The organism is Mesorhizobium sp. C264A, from assembly GCF_040324515.1.
In the GTDB taxonomy this organism is placed as follows: Bacteria; Pseudomonadota; Alphaproteobacteria; order Rhizobiales; family Rhizobiaceae; genus Mesorhizobium.
In genome coordinates this window covers 2589191-2611021 of the sequence record NZ_JAMYVY010000002.1, presented here as the reverse complement: position 1 = coordinate 2611021, position 21831 = coordinate 2589191, and the positions used below count along the sequence as shown (strand labels likewise).

Here is a 21831-nt window from a genome sequence, read left to right as displayed (position 1 = left end):
CCTCTTATCCGACAAGCTGCCACTCCGCTGGAGCGGCGTTATCGGACGAAAACTGATGCCAGTGCGCTGTTTTGAAATTCCCCTTGTGATCTCTCAAGACAGCGTGGATAAAAGAATGCGACTAATTATTCGCGTTTGTCAACGTGCCGAATTTCGAATGTATTATGGACAACACACCACGCCAATGTTGAGACCCGGACCTGTGTTGAAACCGGCAGGGAACGAAGGCATCAATCCGTGAAGCGCAGTCTCAGCCGCGAAACCAGGATGGCGCTCGAACCGCGCAAGCAGCCGCGGCAGGAACGGTCGAGCAAGGTGGTCGACCGGATACTCGACGCGGCTTTGATCCTGACGCGGGAGCAAGGAACCAAGACACCGACGACGCTCGCCATCGCCCGGCGCGCGGGCCTGTCGGTCGGTTCGGTCTACCAGTACTTTCCCAACAAGGAAGCCATTCTCCTCGACCTCGCCCGGCGCTGGCTGTCGTCGTTTCCCGAGGTGATCGCCAGGCGCATCGAGGTCACCCCACCCACCAACCGCGACGAGTTTCGGCAGGAGGTGCGCAAGCTCTTCATCGATACCTCCAGAATATATCTCGAAAACGCCACCCTGATGCCGGTGATCGAGGCGATATCCGGCAATGCCGACCTCAGGCCGATCCAGGACGAATATGACGAGCAGATCATCGCGCTTTACGCCGCGTGGCTGCAGCATGTGAACCCGGCCCTTGAGGACAAGATCGCCAGCCGGCTCGGCGTGCTGATGATGGATGTCGGGCACGCCTGCCGGCTTGTGGGGCTGAAAAGAGACCGCAAGACATACGACCTCATCGAGGACGATGTGGAAAGAATGTGGCTCGCTTTGGTCACCCCCTATCTCAACCTTGACTGATTTCGCTATTTCGAGAGGAATTCATGAAGACTGTCTATTCGCCGCTTCATGCCGGCCATGCCGGCCAGATGGAACTGGTGACGTCGGCAATCGTGCCGGGTTTCGAAAAGCCGTCGCGGGCCGAGTTCATCAGGGCGCGGGTCGAGAGCGAGAAGCTGGGGCCGATCATCGGACCGGTCGAGCACGATCTCACAGCCGCCAAGCGCATCCACAAGGCCGACTATATCGACTTCCTGCCGACCGTCTGGCCGGCGTGGAAGGCCGCCGGCTTCGAGGGCACGGCGATGCCCTTCACCTGGCCGACGCGCGGCCTGCGCGGCGACGTGCCACCCAAGCGCGTCGACGCCTTGCTCGGCTACTATTCCTTCGACGCCGGCGCCACCTTCGTCGAAGGCACATGGACCGCGATCAAATCGTCCTATGACGTGGCGCTGACGGCGGCGGCCTTGGTCAAGGGTGGCGAGCGGTCGGCCTTCGCGCTCTGCCGCCCGCCCGGCCATCACGCCGGTGCCGGGTTCATGGGCGGCTACTGCTACATCAACAATGCCGCGGTCGCCGCGCAGTGGTTCCTCGATCAGGGCGCAAAACGCGTCTCGATCCTCGACGTCGACTATCACCACGGCAATGGCACGCAGGAGATCTTCTATGAACGCGCCGACGTGCAGGTTCTAAACCTGCATGGCGATCCGATGGTCGAGTACCCGTTCTTCCTCGGCCATGCCGACGAACGCGGCGCCGGCGCCGGCGAAGGCTTCAACGTCAATTATCCCATGCCCTTCGGCACCAATTGGGACGCCTGGAACGCCTCGCTGGAGGATGCCTGCGTCAAGCTCGCCGCCTACGCCCCCGATATCGTCATCGTCTCCCTTGGCGTCGACACCTTCGAGAAGGACCCGATCAGCAAGTTCAAGCTGAAAAGCCCGGACTATCCGAAGATCGGCCATCGCATCGCCAAGCTCGGCCTGCCGACGCTGTTCGTGATGGAAGGCGGCTACGCCGTCGAGGAGATCGGCATCAACGCCGTCGGCGTGCTCACCGGCTTCGAGGACAAATAGGAAAGCAATTCCAGGATAAGTGTGAAGCGGTTTTCCCGCCGGAATTGCGCCAAAGAGATATGGGGCGGCTCCGGCCGCCCCGACCTCTATCTAGGCGGCCGCCGCCGGGTTGGGCGCAACCACCGGAACGGCTGGCCTTCGCGACCGACCGATGCGGTAGACAATCACCGCCGCAATCACGCCTGCCGCCAGGATGGCGAGCGCCAGCAACGGTCGGTACCACAACCAGGCAATCGCAATCGTCACCGTGCCGACCAGGATCGCCAGGACGAAGGCGATAATGCCGGTACCCATCCGCGCCATGCTGCCGAGGAAGGGTATGACGTCGAGGATCACCCCGATCGGGCTGAGGAACAGCGCAAAGCCTGTGGTCAGCAACAGCAAGCCGGCGCCGCGCAGCAGCCAGGTGATCAGCGTGTTGGCGCTGACGGCGTCGGCGAACATCTTTTCGGCCGGGACGTTGCCGGTGTCGACCATCAGCAGCGCATCGCCGGCTTGCGTCTGGTAGGGCTCGAAGCGGCTGTCGGCCTGGCGCGCGATGATGCTGATCACGCCCAGCGGCGCCAGTTCGTAGCCGATTCGATAGTCACCCAAAGCGGGCGTCGTGTTGTCATTGCCGAGAAAAATCTTGCCATCGACGATGCTGAGCGGTTTCGTTCCGGTATAGGCAGCCTTTATCGCCGCCGACTGGTCGGCTGAGAGCGAATAGTCCTTGTCACCCTCGATACGGTCCAGCACTGGCGTATCGAGATCGAAGGCGACAAGCTTGCCCTCAGGAATCTGGAAGGTCCGGCCGTGGATTTCCATCGGCGGATTCTGGTGGCCGTCCGGCTTCTTGAAGTCCGACGAGTCGATCTGGCTGTCGTCCCACACCTTGGAATAGCTGTAGGTGGTCACCGTCTCTTCGCCACCGCCGAGCTTCTTGGTCGTCTCCGACTTGGACTCTTCCTTCCACTGATACATCTCGACACTGCGCGACAGCCGCAGCCCTTGCGTGGCGATGCCGAAATCCGGATCCGCCAGGCCGCTGTCCGCCGTCACCAGTCCGCTGACATGAACCAGCTTGCCGTCATTGGCGGTATCGACGCTGTCGGCGCCGACCGAAACCACCGCTCCAGAACCTTCGGCCAGCGAGCGCGCCGTCTGCACGGCGCGGCCTTCGTTCCAGAACAGCCCGATCACCATCAGCACGATCAGGATAAGGCCGAAGATGACCCCGCCGACCGCGCGCTTGATCCGCCCGAACCACGAGACGGATGTGACTTCCCGAAATGAATCGCTCATCGTTTCCCCCGAAACAAAGTTATCCCAAATTACAACGCGGCCGGCGGCTGCGCGTTTAGCCCGTCAATCGGCGTGGATCTGCGCGCCGCAATCCCTTTCGCCGGCGCAGGCGTGCACCGCGCGCGTCGTGCCGCCATCGCCAACCCGCCACGGCGAGGCAGACAGCGGCGCCTGGCGATTGCCCCCGAGAAGATCGAGCGCCCGCATCGCCGTCTCTTCACCAGCCTCGTCACGCTTGACGATCTCGACGTCCTTGAGGCCGATCGCGGCAAGCTGCGGCATCACCACATCGGGGTCGCCCGCCACCACGATCAGCGACGGATCGAGCGACGCCAGGGCCAGCGCCTGTTTCTGAACCGCATCGAGCGTCAGCTTCGTGCGCGCCGCCATGCGGGTTTGCTGGTCCTCCAGCGTCGATCCGCTGCCGACCGCGCCAATCAGCGAGGAGAACAGACCAGCCGACGTCTCGGCCGATCCAGCCAGCGCCCGGCGATAGACAGTCACCGTGCGGTCGACTTCGTCCTGCGCCACCGGCAAGGTGGTCAGGCCGGCAAATCCTTTCAGGATTTCGGTAATCGCCGGCCCGGTGTTGGCGCGCTCGACGGTGGTTGCCACGACCAATCCCGAGCCGGCCTTCATCGGGCTCATCAGATAGCTCGACACGCCATAGGAGTAGCCCTTCTCCTCGCGGATCACCGAATTCAGCCGGCTGGAGAAATCGGCGCCAAGCAGGTTGGAGACCGCGGTCGATTCAGCGCGCTCGCTCTCGTCGGTGCCGGGCGCCGGCCGCGCCACGAACAGCGCCGACTGGCTGGCGCCGGGTTCGGGCACCAGCAGCACTTTCTGTCCCCCGTTGAAATGCGCCGCCGGCGACGGCTCGACGGCATAGCCGGCGGTGTCGCTTGTCCACGCGCCGAATGCTTTTTCAAGGCTGGCGGCGACGGTCGCGACCGGCATCGGGCCGACGCTGTAGAAGGTCACCGCCTTCGGCGTGAACTCCGCCTTGAATGCGTCCCTCGCCTCGTCGAGCGAGATCGAGGCCAGCGCCTTTGCCGACCAGTCCACCGCTGCCTTGCCCGGCACCTGCGGGATCAGCGTCGCCTTTGCCATGCGGCCGGCAACGCCGGGCAGATCCGCCTCGCGGCCGTTTAGCCAGTCGACCGTCTGCGCCATCAGCACCGTCCATTCGGTCTTGTCGAAACGAGGCTTCAGCACCGCGTCGGCGAGCAGGCCAATACCCTGGTCGAGCTTTTCCGGCGGCACGCCAAGCGTCATCATCGTGGTCAGCGTCCCGGCCTGGTGGCCGACGCCGGCGCCGATGTCGCTGGCCGCCTTGGCGAAATCAGCCGAGCCGCGATCGGCGGCCCCGCGTGTCGCCGCCATGCTTGCTGCAAGCTCCAGCAATCCCTCCTTGCCTTCCGGCACGCTGTTCCAGCCGCCGGCGGCACTGGCCGCGACATACACCATCGGCGCTTCCGGCATTGTGTAGTGGACGAGTTTGATGCCATTCGAGAGCGTCGCCGTTTCCATGGCGGGCAGTGTTGCCGAGGGCGCTTGCCCGGCCGCATGCTTCGGAATGTCGATCGCCGCTCGCTCCGGCGCGGTGAACGGCTGCGGTGTGCCGGACGACCCGATCAGTGCATCGGGATAGCCGCCGCGCGGGCCGGGCTTCAGCACCAGTATGCTGGCGTCTTCCGGTTTCAACAGCCGCTTCATCGTTGCCTCGACGCCCGCCACGCTGGCGTCCTTCACCCGCGGGTCGTCGACCAGCGCGCTCTGCGCATCGCCGAGCACGTCGGCATTGTAGGAGACGACGCCGGCGCGATCCTTCAGTGCTTCGCTGCCGAGCCGCGCTGCCTGCAAGATGCCGGTGCGCGCACGCTCGACATCGACCGGATCGAGCGGGGTCTTCAGGAAATCCGCAAACGCCGTTTTCATCGCGCTTTCCAGCGCTTCCGGCGCCACACCTTCGGCGGCACCCGCCTCGAAGGTAAAGCGGCCACCGAGCAGACCGCCGGTCCAGCTCGCGCTGGCATAGGTGGCAATGCCCAACTGCGAAACCAGCCGGTTGCGCAAAAAACCATATTCGCCGTTGCCGAGCAGTTCGGCGGCAATGCTGAGCGCACCATTGTCGGGCGACTGCGCCACCGGGCCACTGAAGCCGACCACGACGATGGGGCTTGGCACACGATCCTCGAGCACCAGCTTGAGCCGGGCCTGCGTCGGTGCCGGCACGGCGGGCCGCGCCACATCGGCGCCGCGCGCCACGCGGCCGAACGTGTCGGCAATCAGCGCCTTGGTGTCGTCGATCTCCAAGTCGCCGACCAGCACCAGCACCGCATTGTTGGGCAGATAGTAGCTGTTGAAGAAACCCCTGACATCGTCGAGCGTCGCCGCATCGAGATCGGCGACCGAGCCGATGACCATGCGGCTATAGGGATGCGGCTTCGGGAACAGCCCGGACCAGAAAGCTTCCCAGCCGGATGCGCCGGCCTTGTCGAGCACGTTCTGGCGCATCTCGTTCTTGACCACCGAGCGCTGCAGATCGAGCTTGGCCTGAGTCACCGAGCGGCCGAGATTGGCCATGCGGTCGGCCTCCAGCGACAAGATCATCGGCAGTGACGACGACAGCCCGTCGACGTAATAAACCGTGCCGTCTTCGGTGGTCCAGGCATTGATCTCGTTGCCGAGCGCGGCGTGCGCGCCGAACACGTTCGGCCAGGCCGGCGTGCCGGAAAACATCAGATGTTCGAACAGATGCGCAAAGCCCGAGCGTCCCGCGGGTTCATTCATCGACCCGACGCGGTAGCGCAGGTTCATCACCACCTTCGGCACGCGATGGTCGGGCACCAGCACCACCTGCAGCCCGTTGTCGAGCGCATAGGTAACGGTCGGCTCAGCCTTGGCGGGCGCTGCCATGCCGGCAAGAGCCGCAAGCACCACCGTGAACGCCAGGAAAACCTGCTTCATCATGACCCCCGATGCTGATGGCCGCGAGCAAGCGCCGCCAAATCCGCCGTATGACCGAAGGGATGCCCACCCCTGCCGGCTGCCGAGACCCTATCGGAATCGATCGGCCCTCGATACGGCAGTATCGCAACACCCTCTGGCTTTTTCGTGTCGGCGTTTCAGGCCTTTTGCGGCGGAAAAGGCCGCGAAAGCAGCCCCTGAGTCGCTTGAGTCCAATAATATTGATTTTGTCAAATCGCGTTTGATGTCGGATTCATCTGCGGGTAGATTAGACCCGAATCAGCCGGTCCTTGGGGGGCGCGGCGACCACCCAAAGTCTCAAGTTCCGGCCAATGACCGGCACCAGACGCGGACGGCTTCGCGTTCCCTGAATGGATTCGGCGATCAGCGCGACCGCCGCGCCGTGTGAGTGCTTCGTAAACGTGATGCGTCTTCAAGTTCGGCCGCTGCTAACCCCAGCGTCCGGGCTCAAGAAAAGACTCCGGCCATGACATACAACCAAAGCATCCAATGAGCAGTTCCGCCGCGCTTCTCCAATCCGATACGTTAGGCTCGCGCCTCGAATCGCGCGGCGATCTCACCTCCTTTTTCATGCAGCTTGCCGCCGAGATCGGCGCCGACAGCTACATGCTCGTCGCCATCGTCCACGACCAGGACCGCAACGACGCCCGCATCGTCTCATCCAACTGGATCTTCGACGCCATTGAACTGATCGGCAAGCGGCTGATCGCCGGCCTTGCCCAGGGACCGCTGACCGTTGCACCTGGCATCCGCCCGAGGCCCCTGGTCGCCGCCGCGGCACCCGACGCCGGCGGACTGCTCACAGGCGAAGAGGCGCGCCTGCTCGACGTGCTTGGACATGCCGAAGTCTATTCACTGCGGCTCAATGTCGGCCGCCAGCGGCTGTTTGCGCTTTTCTCGGCGGCCGAGGCCGGCAGTATCGACCAGCCGGCGCTGATGAAGGCTCAGTTGAAGTGCTGTTACGCGCTGTCCGCCATCCCGCAATTGATCGCCGCCGTCGCCATGCAGGACCCGCTGTCCGACCGCGAGCGCGAATGCCTGTTCTGGGTGTCTGAAGGCAAAACCACCGATGAGGTCGCAGTGATCCTCGGGGTCTCGTCCAACACCGTCAACAGCTACATCACCCACGCCATCCAGAAATTCGCGGCGTCGAACCGCGCGATGGCCATCGCCACGGCGATCAGGAGCGGCATCATTTGAAACATGCTGACATCAAGGCGGCGGCCGAAGCCCTTTTCAACGAGCAGCGCAATCCGTTCGGCGCCTTCTCCATCGGTTCCGAGACGCACCATGCCGTTACCATCCCGGACGCGGTGCGCCGCTGCCGCTGGATCGCCGTCGACATCAACGCGTCGGCGTTTGGCCTCTACTTCGTCAGCCCCTCGCCGGAACGGGCGCGCCTGGTGCCGAGCTTCGATTCCGACTATCCCGCCACCGCGGTGACAACCAAATTCATTGCCGGCGCCAACGGTGAGGAGATGGTTCGCCACAGCGGCGCCTCGACAGCGCCGCGCTGGTGGGCCGATGACGGCATCGCCGGCTCGGACGCCGTCTTCAAGAACCTCGCCTGGGCGGAGCGGACGGAGCCGCTGGCGCCGGGCACCAACGGCATTGGCTTTCCCGTCCATGCCGATCGCGGCCATTGCGGGCTGGTGGTGTTCCTCGGCTCGACGATCGCTTTGCCGGAGGACACGCTCTACGAAATCCACGCCCGCTGTTTTTCGCTGTTCGCCGCCGTCGCCCGCATTCGTCCGAACGATGCCGGCCGGATGCGGTCGATCTCCAAGCGTGAACTGGAGTGCCTGAAGCTGACCGCCAACGGCAACACCAGCGAAGAGATCGCCAGGCTGTTGAAGCTGTCGGTCCACACCGCCAACCAGTATCTCACCCAGTCGACGCAGAAGCTCAACGCGGTCAACCGCAACCAGGCGGTGGCCAAGGCGCTGCGGCTGGGGCTGATCGAGTGATCGCGTCTGGCAGTTGGAGTAAGACAAAAGATCAGCGATAGGCGAGCGGCTCGGTCCTGCGGATTCGCGCCTCTTCGATCACCGTCTCCAGCAAAGCGGTGTTGTGCTCGGGGTCTTCCCCGGGCTTTTCGAACGACACATAGTTGACCGCGACCGAAGACCTCTCCTCGCTCAGCGTCAGCTGGAAATAGACGGTGACGCCCGGCGGCCGAAGCTCGAGATCGAGCACGATGCGCGGGCTGCCGCTCCAGTCGACATGTGCCTCTCCGCCATGGCCGAGCCTGAGCGTGCCTGGGAGGAAAAAAAGCTCCACAGCTGAATCCACCAGATCCGACAGGCAAGCGAAATGCTCGAGCCGGATGAAGGCGATGTAGTCGGCGACGTCGATCAGCCGCAACTCGTCGACCACCTGCTCGATGGCCTTGGCGACGATGAGTTCGCGGGATTTTGCGTGCGGTTGGCGGTTCATGAAATTTGTCTCCGCTCAGCCTTTTTGGAGTAGACGATCCGCACCAGTTCGGCGACGGCCTGGTAGAATTGCGACGGGATCACGCTATCAACCGAAACTTGCTTGTACATGGAGCGGGCGAGCGCCACGTCCTCGAAGATCGGGATGTTGTGCTCCTTGGCAATCTCGCGAATCTTGAGCGCCACAAGGTCCTGGCCCTTGGCCAGCACCATGGGTGCTGAATCCTCGTCGCGGACATATCTGAGCGCGATGGAAAAGTGCGTCGGATTGGCGATGATCAGCGTCGCGCGCGGCACCGCCGTCATCATCCGCTTGCGCGCCCGGTCGCGCGCCAGCGAGCGCAGCCGCGACTTGATGATCGGGTCGCCCTCGGACTGCTTGAACTCGTCCTTGACCTCCTGCTTGGTCATCCGCAGATCCTGCTTCCAGTGGAAGCGCGACCAGACGACGTCGACCGCCGCGATCAGCCCCATGACGAAGACGATCGCCACCAATATGTCGACGGTGATGCTTTTGATGACGAGGCCGAAAGCGACGGGGTTGGTGATCATGCCGGCCAGGAGCTGGCGGTAGTCCTGCGATAGCGTGAAGTAGAGCACGATGCTGGCGAAGCCGAGCTTGCCCAGCGATTTCAGGAACTCGACCCAGCCCTGAATGCCGAACATCCTGGTCCAGCCTTTGGCTATCGAGATGCGCGACAGTTGCGGCCGGATCCGCTCGCCGACGACTTGCGGCATGTTCTGCAGCACCGAGGCGCCGATGCCGGCCACCACCAGCAGCACCAGCAGGCTGACGACGGCGTTGCCTATTTCCATCATCACGGTCTTGTAGAGCGCGATGACGTCGGTCTCGGTGTCCATCGGCCACGCCTCGGGCTTTTCCAGGAACATCGACAGGAACATGCCGAGATCAACGACCGCGTCCTTGGCGTAGAAGACGGTGAACACCAGTATGGCGATGAAGGACGCCAGAAGTGCGGCCTCTCGCGAATGGGGCAGCTTGCCCTGTTCGACGGTGTCGCGGATCTTCTTTTCGGTCGCGTCTTCGGTTTTGGAGTCTTTGTCCGCCGCTTCAGCCATTCAGCGCTCGGCGTTAAGCCGCTTCGCTCTGCTGCGATGAGGGCAGTTCGAAAGCCCCCTCGCGCGAAAGCCGGATTGTCGCCACCGCGATGTTCTTGCGCGCCGTCATGATGTCGGCAAGCTGAATGCCTTCCGAGCCCTGGCCGAGCTCGGACTCGATCATGCGCCGCGACCGTGCGCCGATCGCCGACAGCACCGATTCCGTCAATGCGGGCGCCGCACCGCGCAGCGCCAGCGTGATCAGTTCGGTCGACAGCCCGTCGAAAAGGAGTACCCTCGCCTTCTGCGTCAAAAGCGGCAGATCGTCGAAGGCAAACAACCTGGAGCGAACACCGCCGAGGTCCGGCGTGCCGGCCTCTTCCAGATCCTGCATGACCTCTTCCAACTGAGGCTTGTCCATCTCGTTGAGCATACTGGCGACGCGCGCCTGTCCCGCCGAGATATCCTTGGTCGCGGTCTGCGCCAGCACGCTGGCGCGCAGCTGGTTCTCGATGATCCTGGTGGCCGCGTCCGGAATGGTCGCCATCGTCACCATGCGCTTGATGATCTCGCTGCGCATCGGCTTTTCCATGGTCAGCAAAATGTTGGCGGCGGCTTGCGGCGCAAGCTTCGACAGCACCATGGCCGCGGTCTGGGGATGCTCGGCGGCAAGGAATGTGCCCAGACGCGTCGGTTCGAGCTTTTCCAGCTCCGGCCAGATCGGCGGTGGCCCTTCCGGCGCAACCTCGAAGCGCTTGTCGCCCATGATGGCGCTCATCTCTTCGGGCGACAGCGATTCATTGAGGATCGTGTCCATCCGGTCGGCGGAATCGAGCAGGCCCGCACCTTCGGTGAACTCGGCCTCGAATTCGGCAACGATGCGTTCGAGGTCGCTTTGCGGAATGGTGCGCAGCAGCCGCGCCCCTTCGATCAGTGCCTTCAGTTCTTCTTGCTTGAAGAATTTCAGCAGCCGGCTGGCCGAAGGTTTGCCCATCGCCACCAGGATGGCGGCGGCCTTTTGCGGGCGCGTGAGCGTCACCGGCGTCGTCATGGCATCCGCTCCTGCTGAGACCGCATGTCATTCATTGCTCAAGCGCCCTTGGTCGCCGAGATAATTTCGGTCAGCCTGATGCCAAAGCGCGACGGATCGCTTTCCAGCACGGTGATCTCGCCGCGCGCGATCTTGCGGCCGTTGACCACGACATCGACCGGTTCGCCGATGCGCCGGTTGAGCGCCACCGTCGAGCCCTTCTGCAGCGCCATCAGGTCCGACACCGGCATTTCCGTACTGCCGAGGATGATCTGCACATCGACCGGGATGCTCATGATGATGTTGGAATTGGCGCCGGACGTGGCAGCCCGCAAGGCGGCGTCGGGGCGCTTTTCCTCCTCCTGGAGGACGCCGCGCAATTCCTCGATGGCGCGGTCGAGCTGCTCGTCCGGCTGGTCGATGTTGGCTTCCACCTTGGTCTTGGCCATAAGTCGTCTCCAAATGCTTGAGCTTGCCCGGCGTCAGCCCGGCATGAGCCCATCGACAAAATCCTGACCGGCATCGTAAGGATGCCTGATCCGGACGGTGTAGTTCTGCCCGAGTTTGCCGAACTCGCAGACAAACAGCGTCTTGTCGCGCGCGCTCAGCTTGGCGTGCGACTGCGCGGTTTCCTCGAACTCGATGATCTGGCCCGGCTCGAAACCGGCGAGATCGCCGAGCGTCAGGCAGGCCAGCGGCATGGTCGCTTCGAGCGTCACCGTCGAGCGCATGATCTCTTCGGAAAAACGTGCCCGCCAGTCGGAGGTCGTGCCTTCGCTGTCGTGGACATCGGCGATACCGCGTGTGGCCAGCAGGATGCGCTGCGGGATCATCACCGTGACCGTTCCGCTGTCGGTCGGCGTCGAGATGCCGAAGACGATGCGCACCGCCGCGCCATCGCGCAGCACGCGGCGCTTGGCTTCGCTGCCCGAAAGCGCCCGCGGCACCGGCAGCCGCAGTTCGAGCGAGCGCCGGCCCGATCCGTTCAACGCCTGCGCAACTTCCTGGAAGACCGTGGTCGCGACATCGGTCTCGATCTGCGACAGAGCGCGCTCGATCGGCGAAACCGGCTGATCCGGATCGCCGCCGAACAGCGCGCACACCATCACGGCGATGGCCGGCGCATCAGCCACCAGCGTCATCGCATCCGAAGACGTCGGCGATGCTATGATGGCCATGGCAAAGGCATCGCCGGCATTCGTGCGGGCATCGGGAACACGGCTGATCTCGACCGTGCGCAGGTCGACGGTGACCGGTGCACCGAGCTCGCCGGCCAGGCTCTTCTGCAGCAGCGGCAGTGCGCGCTCCCCCATCGAGCGCCCGGTTCCGATGACGTGAGCGGCCTCACCGCTGTCACCGACCAGACGCTCGATGATCAGCGAGCGGGCTTGCGAGGGGCTGCCAGGACTTGTCATGACGGCGTGCGGTCCTGTCTGTCGTCATGCATGGCTCAAGCCGCTTTCTTCTCGGCGGAAGCTGTGTTCATCGTGCTTTGCTCGACGGCATCGATCGTCGGCCGCTCATAGGATGAGATGGTCTTGCGGCCGAACTCGATCGCCACCTGCGGCAGAGCGCCGTTCATGTAGGCAAGCAGCGTCTGCTTGACGATGATATAGAGGCGGTTCTTCTTCTCGCGCACCGTCTTGATCTTGGTGGCGACCGGCCCGACCACTGCATAGGACAGGAAGATGCCGAGGAAGGTTCCGACAAGGGCGGCGCCGATCAGGCCGCCGAGGATTTCGGGCGACTGGTCGAGCGCGCCCATCGCCTTGACCACGCCGAGCACGGCGGCGACGATGCCGAGCGCCGGCAGACCGTCACCCACTGCCACCAGCGCGTGGTAGGCCTTCATCTTGTCGGACTTGATGGTCTGGATTTCCTCGTCCATCAGCGCCTCGATCTCATGCGAGCGGGCATTGCCGATGATGATGATGCGGCAGTAGTCGCAGATGAAATTCGTCAGGTCGTGGTTCTTGAGCACGGTCGGGAACGCCTGGAAGATCGCCGACTCCTCCGGATTGTCGATATGCGCCTCGACCTCGCTGCGCGACTTCGAGCGCAGTTCGCGCATCAGGCTGTGCAGCACGCCCAGCGTCTCCAGATAGTCGCGCTCTTTCGGCACCGCCTGCTTGAACGCTTCGAGGATACCCCTGCCGGTGTCCTTGACCGTCTTCATCGGGTTGGCGACGAGAAAGGTGCCAAGTGCGGCGCCACAGATGACCACCGCTTCCCAAGGCTGCATCAGCACATGCAGATGGCCGCCCATCGCCATGAAGCCGCCGAGAACACAGCCGAGCGTCACCACAAGTCCGATCAGAATGCCCACGCCAGATCCTTCCGCATCACGTCAGGCCTAACCGATAGCCCCCGTGCCTTGTGTGAGGCTTGAATCATGCAAGGTGAGGCGATTCAGCCTCGCGCAAGCAAGTCCGCATACTCTTGCTTTTGAAGCTGCGACCGGAGGCATGTCGTGTTGAGCACTTTTACCAGCTACCAGCTCATCGCCAGGGACATCCCCAAGGCGATCGACCGCATCGAGGCGGAGCCGATCACCAAGCGCGACACCGACTACTATCTCGCCAACATCGGCAGCGTGAAATCGATAGACGATTTCGTCAAGAACGACCGGCTGTTCAAATATGCCATGAAAGCTTTCGGTCTCGGCGACATGGCTTACGCCAAGGCCTTCATGGTCAAAGCCCTGAAGGAAGGGGTGTCGGATTCCGACAGCTTCGCCAACAAACTGAGCGACAAGCGTTATGCCGAGTTCGTGTCGGCCTTCAATTTCGCCGCACTTGGCGCTAATGCCACGAGCTACAATTCGGCGCAGCAGGGCGTGACCAACAATTATGGTCTCCAGGTCTCGGTCGGCCCTTCGCAGAACGGCTTCACCTACTACAAGGGCGAAACCTCGTACTACCTGAGCAACATTTCCAACGTAAAATCGATCGACGACCTGATGGGCAACGATCGCCTGCTCACCTATGCGATGGCCGCGTTCGGCCTGGACGCCGACGCCGAGCCGGCTGCGACCGTGCGGGCCATGCTGGAAGGCGGCGTCACCGACCCGAACAGCCCCGCAAACACGTCGACAAACAAGGGCTATGCGGCTTTCGTCGCGGCTTTCGACTTTGCCCAATATGGCGACCAGGCTACGGCGCGCGACGCCGTCCAGCAGGCGGTGCCGAAGGCTGTGATCGGCGGAACCGGACTGTTGCTCGTCAAGCCGACCGCGCAATACATCAAGGGCGAGGCCGACTACTACGCAGCCAACATCTCCAAGGTGAAGTCCATCGAAGACCTGCTGAAGGACAAGCGCCTGCTGACCTTCGCCATGGCTGCCTATGGGCTTGATGCATCGACCCAGACGACGAAGCAGATCCGCACCATGGTCAATGGCGGCGTCACCGATCCGTTGAGTCCCGCCAACCTGTTGACCGACAAGAGCTACGCCAACTTCGTCAGCGCCTTTGATTTTGCCCAGTATGGCGATCAGACGATCACGCGCGACGCGGTGCTGAAGACCACGCCGAAGCTCTACACGACCGAGTCCAGTCTTGGCCTCATCAAGCCGAATGCGGACGCCGTCGAGGCCGAGACCAGCTACTACCTCGCCAACATCACCAAGGTGAAATCGGTCGACGACCTGATGGCCGACAGCCGCCTTTATAACTATGCTCTGTCCGCAAGCGGGCTCGATCCGGCGACCACCAACAAGGATCTCGTCCGTGATGTCCTTGAGGGCGGTGTCCGCGATCCCGCCAGTGTCGCCAACAAGCTCTCCAACAAGGCCTATGCCAGGCTCGCCACCTCGTTGAATTTCGAGGCCTACGGCGAAGCGGCAACGACCCGCAGCCCGTCGCAGCAGCCGGTGGTCGACAAATACATGCGCCAGACCCTGGAAGAAGACGCCGGCAAGACCAATGAGGGCGTGCGGTTGGCGCTCTATTTCGAGCGCAAGGCCTCGACCATCACCAACTGGTACGACGTGCTGGCCGACACGGCCCTGGCCAGCGTGGTACGCACCGCCATCGGCCTGCCCGATTCCTTCGCTGCCGCAGATATCGACAAGCAGGCGCAGGCCTTCGACGCAAAGCTCGACCTCACCGATTTCACCGACCCGGCCAAGCTCGAGAAATTCCTCACCCGCTTCACCAGCCTTTGGGAAATCAATCATCCGACCTCGACCGCCCAGACATCGATCGGTGTGCTGTTTGCGCAGCCGACCACCGTCGGCATCTCGACCGATCTGATGATGGCCATGCAGAAACTGAGATTCTGAGAACACCATGCAGGACAGCCTTTACGTCGCCCTTTCCTCGCAGATCGCGCTTGAGCGCCGTCTCGACACCATCGCCGATAATGTCGCCAACGCCTCGACCATCGGCTTTCGCGCCACCGGCGTGAAGTTCGAGGATGTCGTCTCCGGCAGCGGCCCCAAATCGGTGTCCTTCGCCTCCTCCGGCAAGACCTATTTGTCCGGCGCGCATGGCGCGATGACGCAGACCGGCAACCCGTTCGACTTCGCCGTCCAGGGCGATGCCTGGTTCGGCATCGACACCCCGGCCGGCACCGTGATGACGCGCGACGGACGCTTTTCGATGAACGAGAACGGCGAGTTGATGTCGCTCGAAGGCCATCCGGTGCTCGACGCCGGCGGTGCGCCGATCCAGCTCGACCCGCGCGACGGCCCACCCAAGGCGGGCGCCGACGGCTCGCTGCGCCAGGGCGACAAGCTCGTCGGCGCCATCGGCCTGTTCAATTTCGATCCCGGCCCGAATTTCGTCCGCTACGGCAATTCTGGCATCGTGCCCGCGCGTGCGCCGGAGCCGGTCACCGACCGTTCCGATCTCGGCGTCGCGCAGGGCTATGTCGAGGAATCCAACGTCAATCCGGTGCTGGAGATGACGCGCCTGATCATGGTCCAGCGCGCCTTCGAGAACACGGCGGCGCTGATGCGCCAGACCGATGCCTCGACCGACGACGCCATCAAGACGCTCGGCTCCAAGTCGTAGCAGCATGTCGAGCAGCAAATCATCGATACGCGCGCTTGAACGGCAACCGGAGACAGCACCGGAAAACCGGCTGGCTGCGCTGGAGCGGATCTGGCGCCGCTTCGATGACACCGAGACGTTGCTGCGGCGCGGCGGCCGTGTTTCGGAGGTTTCGCCAACGCATTACAAGGTGCGCGGCCTGTCTGAAGTCGCCAGGCTTGGCGACCTCGTCGAACAGCGCGGCAATGCCGGCACGCGCCGCGGCGAGATCGTCAGGATCGGCCGCGACGAAGTCGTCATCGCCCCTTTCGAACGCAGCGCCGACGCCGGCATCGGCGACGCCGTGTTTCGCCGCGGCCCGCTGACGGTAACGCCGCATGCTTCGTGGCGTGGGCGCGCCATCGACGCGCTGACCCGCGTCATCGACGGCGGCCCGCCGCTGATCAGGATCGGCGAGGCTGCGAGCGGCGACGGCACAACGCCCGGCGCCATGGCGCGGCAGCGCGTCGGCACCGCCTTCACGACCGGGGTCAAGGTCATCGACATCTTCACGCCGCTCTGCCTCGGCCAGCGCCTCGGCGTCTTTGCCGGTTCCGGCGTCGGCAAGTCGACGCTGCTCGCCATGCTGGCCGGCGCCGACGCCTTCGACACCGTGGTCGTGGCGCTGATCGGCGAGCGCGGCCGCGAGGTACGCGAATTCCTCGAAGACACGATCGGCGCAGAGAGCATGGCCAAGACGGTCGCCGTCGTCGCTACCAGCGACGAGAGCGCCATGATGCGCCGGCGCGCGCCGGATACCGCCATGCGCGTTGCCGAACATTTTCGCGACCAGGGCCATCGCGTGCTGCTGGTGCTGGATTCGATTACCCGCTTTGCCCATGCGCTGCGCGAGGTAGCGACCGGCACCGGCGAGCCGCCGGTCGCCCGCGGCTATCCCGCTTCGGTTTTCACCGACCTGCCCAAGCTGCTCGAACGCGCTGGCCCGGGCGCTGAAGGCCCCGGTATCAAAGGACAGGGATCAATCACTGCCATCATCTCGGTGCTGGTCGACGGCGACGACCACAACGACCCGGTCGCCGATTCGGTACGCGGCATTCTCGACGGCCATGTCGTGCTCGACCGCGCCATTGCCGAACAGGGCCGCTACCCCCCGGTCAATCCGCTGTCGTCGATCTCGCGCCTCGCCGACAAGGCATGGAGCCCCGAGCAACGCATGCTGGTGACCAGGCTGAAGTCGATGATCTCGCGCTTCGAGGACACGCGCGACATCCGCCTGCTCGGCGCCTATCAGGGCGGCGCCGATGCCGAGCTCGATATTGCCGTGCGCCAGGTGCCGCTGATCTACGAGGCGCTGACGCAGTCGCCCAGGGATCGCGCCTCGAGCGACGCATTCTCCGACCTCGCCCGTCATCTGAAAGGCAAGCAAAGTGTCGATGCAGGAGACTGAGCTTCAGTACACCGAGCGGCTTTTGCGCGAGATGATCGCAGAGGCCAGTGCCGCCGAGGAAGCCCGGGCCAACGAAGCGAGAGCTGTCAGGGCAAAGGCCGATCTCGACAAGGCCGCCAAGGCTGAGGCCATTCTGGCCAGGGCCGCCAGGCCATTCTTGCCCAGGGTAGCCAGCGTAGTCGAGTCCACTGTGCCTCGCTTGGCCGAGCCTGCCTTGCCCAGCGTCGTCAAGCCTGAATTGCCAAGGACCCCTCGCGCCGGCCCCAAAGAAGCGATCGAGACCAGTCGTGGCTCGCTTCTCGACGGGCTGTTCCCGGTCACCGAATGGCCGCAGCCGCCAAGGCCGCAATATCCCAGGCTCGACAAGAAATCCGACCGCCGCAGCGATATCGTCTTTGCCGCGCTCGGCATCACGCTTGGCCTGATCTGCGCGCTGTTTCCCTGGTATATCTTCTTCAATCAGGACCAGTTCGGCGTGCAGGCGATCAAGTTCGGCGGCAGCGGCACCAATGCAGGGCGGGTCAGCGGCGGCTCGCAGATGGAGAACAGCGGTCAGCCGCTGACGGCAAACGATGTTCCCGATGTCGACCTGTTCGCCACCGGCACGCTGCAGGACCCCGAGGACAAGACCCAGCCTCCCGGCGTCGACCAGCAGCCCTTCCCGGCGGACGCCAAATTTCGCATGGTTCATGTCGCCAATGGCCGCGCCATGATCGAGGACGATGCCGGCCTGTGGATCGTCCAGCGCGGCTCGAAGCTGCCCGATACCAGCGTCGTCTCGTCGATCGAGCAACGGGGCGGCAAGTGGGTCATGGTCACCAGCACCGACCAGGTGATCGAACTCTCCAAATAGCGGCACACCGGATTTACCCCCGAGCCGCGCAAGGTCCGCGCAAGACTGGCAGCCTAGTCTTGTACGTACCAGCCCGGAGATCCCCATGGAGCCCGTCAATCTTTTCGATCTCGCCGCCAAGCAGTCGCAATGGCTGTCGGTGCGCCAGTCGGCCATTGCCGGCAACATCGCCAACGTCAACACGCCGGGCTACACCGCCGGCGATGTCGAGCCGTTTGAGAAGGTGCTCGACCGCACGGCAGTGTCGCTGACCGCCACCCAGGCAGGCCACCTCGGCACTGCCGCCACTAATGCCGGCTTCACGGTCAAGCCAGAAGAGACGACCGGCGCCATCATGCCCTCGAAGAACACGGTCGTGGTCGAGAACGAACTGATGAAGGCCGGCGAGGTCCGCCGCTCGTTTGAACTCAACACCGCGATCGTCAAGGCCTTCCATTCGATGATGATGATGGCGGTGAAGAGCTGACCATGGACGCCTTGACCTCAGCCCTCAAGATCGCCGCGTCCGGCCTCAGCGCCCAGTCGGACCGCTTGCGCGTCGTCTCGGAAAATCTCGCCAACGCGCAGTCGACCGGCAACACCCCGGGCGCTGACCCCTATCGCCGCAAGACCATCAGTTTCGTCTCGGAACTCGACCGTGCCTCCGGTGGCACGACAGTTGAGGTCAACTCCATCGACCGCGACCCCAGCGACTTTCCCGTCGAATTCCAGCCCGGCAACGAGGCCGCCGACGACAAGGGCTACGTCAAGATGCCCAATGTCAACGTGCTGGTCGAGATGGCCGACATGAGCGAGGCCAACCGCTCCTACGAAGCCAACCTTCAGGTCATCAAGCAGGCGCGTGATCTGATCTCCATGACCATCGACCTGATGAGGAACCAGTAATGATCAGCGGCATTGGCGGTATCGGATCGCTTCCCCTCAAGCCGGAGATCGGTGGCGCCGATACCACGACCGACCTGTTCCAGGGCACCAGGGCGCCGATGGCCGGCAGCGAAATCGGCGCCACCTTCGCCGAAGCGCTGAGCCAGGCTGCTTCAAAGACCGTCAACACCTTGCAGAACGCCGAGCAGGTCTCGATCCAGGCGCTCAAGGGCGACGCCGATACCCGTCAGGTCGTCGACGCCGTCATGAGCGCCCAGCAGGCCCTGCAGACCACGATCGCCATCCGCGACAAGGTCGTCTCCGCCTATCTCGAAATCAGCCGTATGGGCATCTGAGGAGACTTGCCGTGAAAGCACTCGCCATCGCAGCGACCGGCATGAATGCCCAGCAGACCAATCTGGAAGTGATCGCCAACAACATCGCCAACATCAACACCACCGGCTACAAGCGCGCGCGCGCCGAATTCTCCGACCTGCTCTACCAGGTCGACCGCACGCAGGGCGTGCCCAACCGCTCCAATTCATCGCTGGTGCCGGAAGGCGTGTCGATTGGCCTTGGCGTCAAGACGACGGCGGTGCGCAACGTCCATACCCAGGGCGAACTGACCTCGACCGGCAACAGTTTCGACATGGCGCTGACCGGCCGAGGCTGGTTCCAGATCGAGGGCGCCGACGGCGGCACACTCTACAGCCGCGCCGGCGCCTTCAACACCAACGCCACCGGCCAGCTGGTGACCGTCGACGGCGCCAATGTCATCCCGGCCATCACCGTGCCGACCGATGCCATCGAAGTCGTGGTCAACAAGACCGGCCAGGTCTTTGCCCGCATCGACGGCCAGACCGACCTCCAGCTGCTCGGCCAGCTGCAACTCGCCAACTTCGCCAATGAAGCCGGCCTGGCGCCGCTCGGCGATAATCTGTTCCAGGAAACGCCGGCCTCGGGCCCGGCCAATGTCGGCGTGCCCGGCGATCCCGGCTTCGCCTCGGTCGAGCAGGGTTATCTCGAGGCCTCCAACGTCGATCCTGTCAAGGAAATCACCGAGCTGATCTCGGCGCAGCGCGCCTATGAGATGAACTCCAAGGTCATCCAGGCCGCCGACGACATGGCCTCCGTCGTGTCCAAGAACATCAGGTAAGGTTTGATGCTCTCTCCGGCCTCCCGCTCCGCGCTTTGCCGCACCGCGCTGATGCTCGCGCTGGTAGCCGGCGGTGTGCCGGCGTTTGCCCAGGAGAGCGCAGACCAGCAGACCAGCACCCACGTCGCGAGCAGTCAGGCAACCGGCGAGATCGTTCTGATCCCCAACCGGGTCATTTATCCCGGCGAGATGATCGACACCGGCGTGCTGAAACCGGTGACGCTGCTCCCCGGAAAGCACAGGCCGGATGCGGTCGCCACGCAGGCCATGGAACTCCAGGGCAAGGTCGCCAAGCGCACGCTGCTGCCCGGCCGCTACATCCCGGCCGCCGCCATCCGCGACGCCTGGCTGGTCGAACAGGGCGCCGCCGTGCAGGTCTATTTCATCGCCGGCGACCTCACCATTTCGGCTACGGCGGTGTCGCTGCAGCCGGGTGCCGCCGGCGATTTGATCAAGGTCCGCAACACAGACAGCGGCAAGATCTTTTCCGGCACGGTGATGGCGGACGGCACCGTCCGGGTCAGCGCGTCATGAGACGCGGAGCTGCCCTTCTGCTCGCGACCGTTGTCGGCCTGCAGCCGGCGCTGGCCGACGGTCTTACGCCGAAGCAAAAGCGCGATCTTGCCGGCCAGAATGGCGGCGCCTTTGTCGATCCCGAATATGATCCGGCCACCACCAACCGCATGTTCAGGGTCTCCAACGGCCCAAGCTCTCTGCCACCCGGCCAGGTCGCATCGCGCATCAAGGACATTGCGCAGCTGCAGGCTTCGCGCGACAACCAGCTCGTCGGCTACGGCCTCGTCATCGGCCTCGCCGGATCGGGCGACAGCCTGCGCAATTCGCCCTTCACCGAACAGTCGATCCGCGCCATGCTCGAAAATCTCGGCATCGCCACCGAAGGCGGCAGCGCGCGGGCCAAGAACGTCGCCGCCGTCATCGTCACCGCCAACATGCCGCCTTACGTGCAGTCGGGCGCCCGCATCGACATCGACGTCTCCTCGATGGGCGACGCCACATCGCTTGCCGGCGGCACGCTGATAATGACGCCACTGAAGGCGGCCGATGGCGAAATCTATGCTGTCGGGCAAGGCTCGGTCATCGTTTCCGGCTTCACTGCCCAGGGCGATGCCGAAAAGCTGACGCAGGGCGTGCCGACGGCCGGCCGCGTGCCCAACGGCGCCATCGTCGAGCGCACGGTGCGCGCCGAATTCGAGGACCAGGCGCTGCTCACCTTGCAATTGCGCAACCCCGATTTCTCCACTGCCGTTCGCATCGCCGACGCCATCAACGGCTACACCTCGCAACGCTTCGGCATGCGCGTGGCGGCGGAGCGCGATGCACGTACCGTGCAGATCAGGCGGCCGAAGAATGTTTCGGCGGCGCGCTTCTACGCCGAGATCGAGAATTTGGTGGTCGAGACCGACACGCCGGCACGCGTCGTCATCGACGAACGCACCGGCACCATCGTCATCGGCAACGAGGTCAAGATCTCGCGGGTGGCGATCAGCCACGGCACGCTCACCGTGCGCATCACCGAACAGCCGAAGATCGTCCAGCCGGAACCGTTCTCCAAGGGCGTGACAGCGGAGGAACCCTTCACCACCATCGATGCCACGCGGCCTGACGCCCGCGTCAATGTGCTCGACGGACCGAACCTCGAAACGCTGGTGTCGGGCCTCAACCGTCTCGGCGTCAAGCCGGACGGCATCATTGCCATTTTGCAAGCCATCAAGTCGGCCGGCGCTTTGCAGGCCGATCTGGTTCTCCAATAG

At 63.9% G+C, this 21831-nt stretch carries 22 protein-coding genes; 14 read left to right on the top strand and 8 right to left on the bottom strand.

Annotation, left to right across the window (positions count from 1 at the left end; genetic code table 11):
* The first annotated feature begins 237 nt into the window (after positions 1-237).
* Both NKL04_RS31835 and NKL04_RS31830 read left to right on the top strand, forming a co-directional pair.
* Positions 238-891, top strand: coding sequence for a TetR/AcrR family transcriptional regulator (locus NKL04_RS31835; protein ID WP_023686329.1), 654 nt, complete (start codon positions 238-240; stop codon positions 889-891).
* A gap of 23 nt (positions 892-914) precedes the next feature.
* Positions 915-1946 carry a histone deacetylase family protein gene (locus NKL04_RS31830; RefSeq protein ID WP_023699752.1) on the top strand — a complete coding sequence of 344 codons (1032 nt, stop codon included), beginning with the start codon at positions 915-917 and terminating at the stop codon, positions 1944-1946.
* Between the two features lie 90 nt (positions 1947-2036).
* Here NKL04_RS31830 and NKL04_RS31825 read toward each other — a convergent pair whose 3' ends face one another.
* Both NKL04_RS31825 and NKL04_RS31820 read right to left on the bottom strand, forming a co-directional pair.
* Positions 2037-3230: a TMEM43 family protein gene (locus tag NKL04_RS31825; protein ID WP_023699753.1), complete on the bottom strand. Its 1194-nt coding sequence runs from the start codon at positions 3228-3230 to the stop codon at positions 2037-2039.
* 63 nt (positions 3231-3293) lie between these two features.
* Positions 3294-6203 carry a M16 family metallopeptidase gene (locus NKL04_RS31820; RefSeq protein ID WP_352724887.1) on the bottom strand — a complete coding sequence of 970 codons (2910 nt, stop codon included), beginning with the start codon at positions 6201-6203 and terminating at the stop codon, positions 3294-3296.
* Between the two features lie 507 nt (positions 6204-6710).
* Between NKL04_RS31820 and NKL04_RS31815 the strand changes: the two genes are divergently transcribed.
* Positions 6711-7421 carry a helix-turn-helix transcriptional regulator gene (locus NKL04_RS31815; protein ID WP_023683473.1) on the top strand — a complete coding sequence of 237 codons (711 nt, stop codon included), beginning with the start codon at positions 6711-6713 and terminating at the stop codon, positions 7419-7421.
* Entirely contained in the window at positions 7418-8188 is a 771-nt protein-coding gene (locus NKL04_RS31810; RefSeq protein WP_023683474.1) for a helix-turn-helix transcriptional regulator, read from the top strand. Before NKL04_RS31815 ends, NKL04_RS31810 begins: the two co-directional genes overlap by 4 nt.
* 31 nt (positions 8189-8219) lie before the next feature.
* Here NKL04_RS31810 and NKL04_RS31805 read toward each other — a convergent pair whose 3' ends face one another.
* Genes NKL04_RS31805 through motA form a run of 6 tightly spaced genes read right to left on the bottom strand, consistent with a single transcriptional unit; the run spans position 8220 to position 13071 of the window.
* Positions 8220-8657 (bottom strand): BspJ family T4SS effector nucleomodulin, encoded by a 438-nt coding sequence (locus NKL04_RS31805; RefSeq protein WP_023671756.1) that lies wholly within the window; start codon positions 8655-8657, stop codon positions 8220-8222.
* Entirely contained in the window at positions 8654-9736 is a 1083-nt protein-coding gene (gene flhB / locus NKL04_RS31800; protein WP_023683475.1) for a flagellar biosynthesis protein FlhB, read from the bottom strand. The genes NKL04_RS31805 and flhB overlap by 4 nt, the downstream gene beginning before the upstream one ends.
* A 13-nt stretch (positions 9737-9749) precedes the next feature.
* Positions 9750-10766: a flagellar motor switch protein FliG gene (locus tag NKL04_RS31795; RefSeq protein WP_023683476.1), complete on the bottom strand. Its 1017-nt coding sequence runs from the start codon at positions 10764-10766 to the stop codon at positions 9750-9752.
* A 38-nt stretch (positions 10767-10804) separates the two neighbouring features.
* Positions 10805-11194: a flagellar motor switch protein FliN gene (gene fliN / locus NKL04_RS31790; protein ID WP_023699755.1), complete on the bottom strand. Its 390-nt coding sequence runs from the start codon at positions 11192-11194 to the stop codon at positions 10805-10807.
* Between the two features lie 33 nt (positions 11195-11227).
* Positions 11228-12160, bottom strand: coding sequence for a FliM/FliN family flagellar motor switch protein (locus NKL04_RS31785; RefSeq protein WP_023699756.1), 933 nt, complete (start codon positions 12158-12160; stop codon positions 11228-11230).
* Between the two features lie 35 nt (positions 12161-12195).
* Positions 12196-13071 carry a flagellar motor stator protein MotA gene (motA, locus tag NKL04_RS31780; protein WP_023671751.1) on the bottom strand — a complete coding sequence of 292 codons (876 nt, stop codon included), beginning with the start codon at positions 13069-13071 and terminating at the stop codon, positions 12196-12198.
* A 144-nt stretch (positions 13072-13215) separates the two neighbouring features.
* On the opposite strand from motA, the gene NKL04_RS31775 reads away from it, so the two are divergent.
* The 10 genes from NKL04_RS31775 to NKL04_RS31730 all read left to right on the top strand — a co-directional run bounded on the left by NKL04_RS31775 (position 13216) and on the right by NKL04_RS31730 (position 21831).
* Positions 13216-15027, top strand: coding sequence for a DUF1217 domain-containing protein (locus tag NKL04_RS31775; protein ID WP_023699757.1), 1812 nt, complete (start codon positions 13216-13218; stop codon positions 15025-15027).
* A 7-nt stretch (positions 15028-15034) separates the two neighbouring features.
* Positions 15035-15760: a flagellar basal-body rod protein FlgF gene (gene flgF / locus NKL04_RS31770; protein ID WP_023671749.1), complete on the top strand. Its 726-nt coding sequence runs from the start codon at positions 15035-15037 to the stop codon at positions 15758-15760.
* 4 nt (positions 15761-15764) lie between these two features.
* Positions 15765-17186: a flagellar protein export ATPase FliI gene (fliI, locus tag NKL04_RS31765; RefSeq protein WP_023710976.1), complete on the top strand. Its 1422-nt coding sequence runs from the start codon at positions 15765-15767 to the stop codon at positions 17184-17186.
* Positions 17173-18039, top strand: a complete 867-nt coding sequence (locus NKL04_RS31760) for a hypothetical protein (RefSeq protein WP_031205100.1) — start codon at positions 17173-17175, stop codon at positions 18037-18039. The genes fliI and NKL04_RS31760 overlap by 14 nt, the downstream gene beginning before the upstream one ends.
* An 85-nt stretch (positions 18040-18124) precedes the next feature.
* Positions 18125-18505, top strand: coding sequence for a flagellar basal body rod protein FlgB (gene flgB, locus NKL04_RS31755; protein ID WP_023683310.1), 381 nt, complete (start codon positions 18125-18127; stop codon positions 18503-18505).
* A 2-nt stretch (positions 18506-18507) separates the two neighbouring features.
* The gene (gene flgC, locus NKL04_RS31750; protein WP_023686341.1) at positions 18508-18924 is read left to right on the top strand and encodes a flagellar basal body rod protein FlgC; all 417 of its coding nucleotides are present in this window, start codon (positions 18508-18510) and stop codon (positions 18922-18924) included.
* Positions 18924-19259: a flagellar hook-basal body complex protein FliE gene (gene fliE / locus NKL04_RS31745; RefSeq protein ID WP_023701074.1), complete on the top strand. Its 336-nt coding sequence runs from the start codon at positions 18924-18926 to the stop codon at positions 19257-19259. The genes flgC and fliE overlap by 1 nt, the downstream gene beginning before the upstream one ends.
* 11 nt (positions 19260-19270) lie before the next feature.
* Complete coding sequence (gene flgG, locus NKL04_RS31740) at positions 19271-20059, top strand: flagellar basal-body rod protein FlgG (RefSeq protein ID WP_023686343.1); 789 nt, start codon at positions 19271-19273, stop codon at positions 20057-20059.
* A gap of 6 nt (positions 20060-20065) precedes the next feature.
* Entirely contained in the window at positions 20066-20593 is a 528-nt protein-coding gene (gene flgA / locus NKL04_RS31735; RefSeq protein ID WP_023686344.1) for a flagellar basal body P-ring formation chaperone FlgA, read from the top strand.
* Positions 20590-21831: a flagellar basal body P-ring protein FlgI gene (locus NKL04_RS31730; RefSeq protein ID WP_023695751.1), complete on the top strand. Its 1242-nt coding sequence runs from the start codon at positions 20590-20592 to the stop codon at positions 21829-21831. The genes flgA and NKL04_RS31730 overlap by 4 nt, the downstream gene beginning before the upstream one ends.

Coding starts and splice junctions, on each gene's coding strand:
- NKL04_RS31830 (WP_023699752.1), top strand. CDS start 915: ATGAAGACTGTCTATTCGCCGCTTCATGCCGGCCATGCCGGCCAGATG.
- NKL04_RS31825 (WP_023699753.1), bottom strand. CDS start 3,230: ATGAGCGATTCATTTCGGGAAGTCACATCCGTCTCGTGGTTCGGGCGG.
- NKL04_RS31820 (WP_352724887.1), bottom strand. CDS start 6,203: ATGATGAAGCAGGTTTTCCTGGCGTTCACGGTGGTGCTTGCGGCTCTT.
- NKL04_RS31815 (WP_023683473.1), top strand. CDS start 6,711: ATGAGCAGTTCCGCCGCGCTTCTCCAATCCGATACGTTAGGCTCGCGC.
- NKL04_RS31805 (WP_023671756.1), bottom strand. CDS start 8,657: ATGAACCGCCAACCGCACGCAAAATCCCGCGAACTCATCGTCGCCAAG.
- flhB (WP_023683475.1), bottom strand. CDS start 9,736: ATGGCTGAAGCGGCGGACAAAGACTCCAAAACCGAAGACGCGACCGAA.
- NKL04_RS31795 (WP_023683476.1), bottom strand. CDS start 10,766: ATGACGACGCCGGTGACGCTCACGCGCCCGCAAAAGGCCGCCGCCATC.
- fliN (WP_023699755.1), bottom strand. CDS start 11,194: ATGGCCAAGACCAAGGTGGAAGCCAACATCGACCAGCCGGACGAGCAG.
- NKL04_RS31785 (WP_023699756.1), bottom strand. CDS start 12,160: ATGACAAGTCCTGGCAGCCCCTCGCAAGCCCGCTCGCTGATCATCGAG.
- flgF (WP_023671749.1), top strand. CDS start 15,035: ATGCAGGACAGCCTTTACGTCGCCCTTTCCTCGCAGATCGCGCTTGAG.
- fliI (WP_023710976.1), top strand. CDS start 15,765: ATGTCGAGCAGCAAATCATCGATACGCGCGCTTGAACGGCAACCGGAG.
- NKL04_RS31760 (WP_031205100.1), top strand. CDS start 17,173: ATGCAGGAGACTGAGCTTCAGTACACCGAGCGGCTTTTGCGCGAGATG.
- flgB (WP_023683310.1), top strand. CDS start 18,125: ATGGAGCCCGTCAATCTTTTCGATCTCGCCGCCAAGCAGTCGCAATGG.
- flgC (WP_023686341.1), top strand. CDS start 18,508: ATGGACGCCTTGACCTCAGCCCTCAAGATCGCCGCGTCCGGCCTCAGC.
- fliE (WP_023701074.1), top strand. CDS start 18,924: ATGATCAGCGGCATTGGCGGTATCGGATCGCTTCCCCTCAAGCCGGAG.
- flgA (WP_023686344.1), top strand. CDS start 20,066: ATGCTCTCTCCGGCCTCCCGCTCCGCGCTTTGCCGCACCGCGCTGATG.
- NKL04_RS31730 (WP_023695751.1), top strand. CDS start 20,590: ATGAGACGCGGAGCTGCCCTTCTGCTCGCGACCGTTGTCGGCCTGCAG.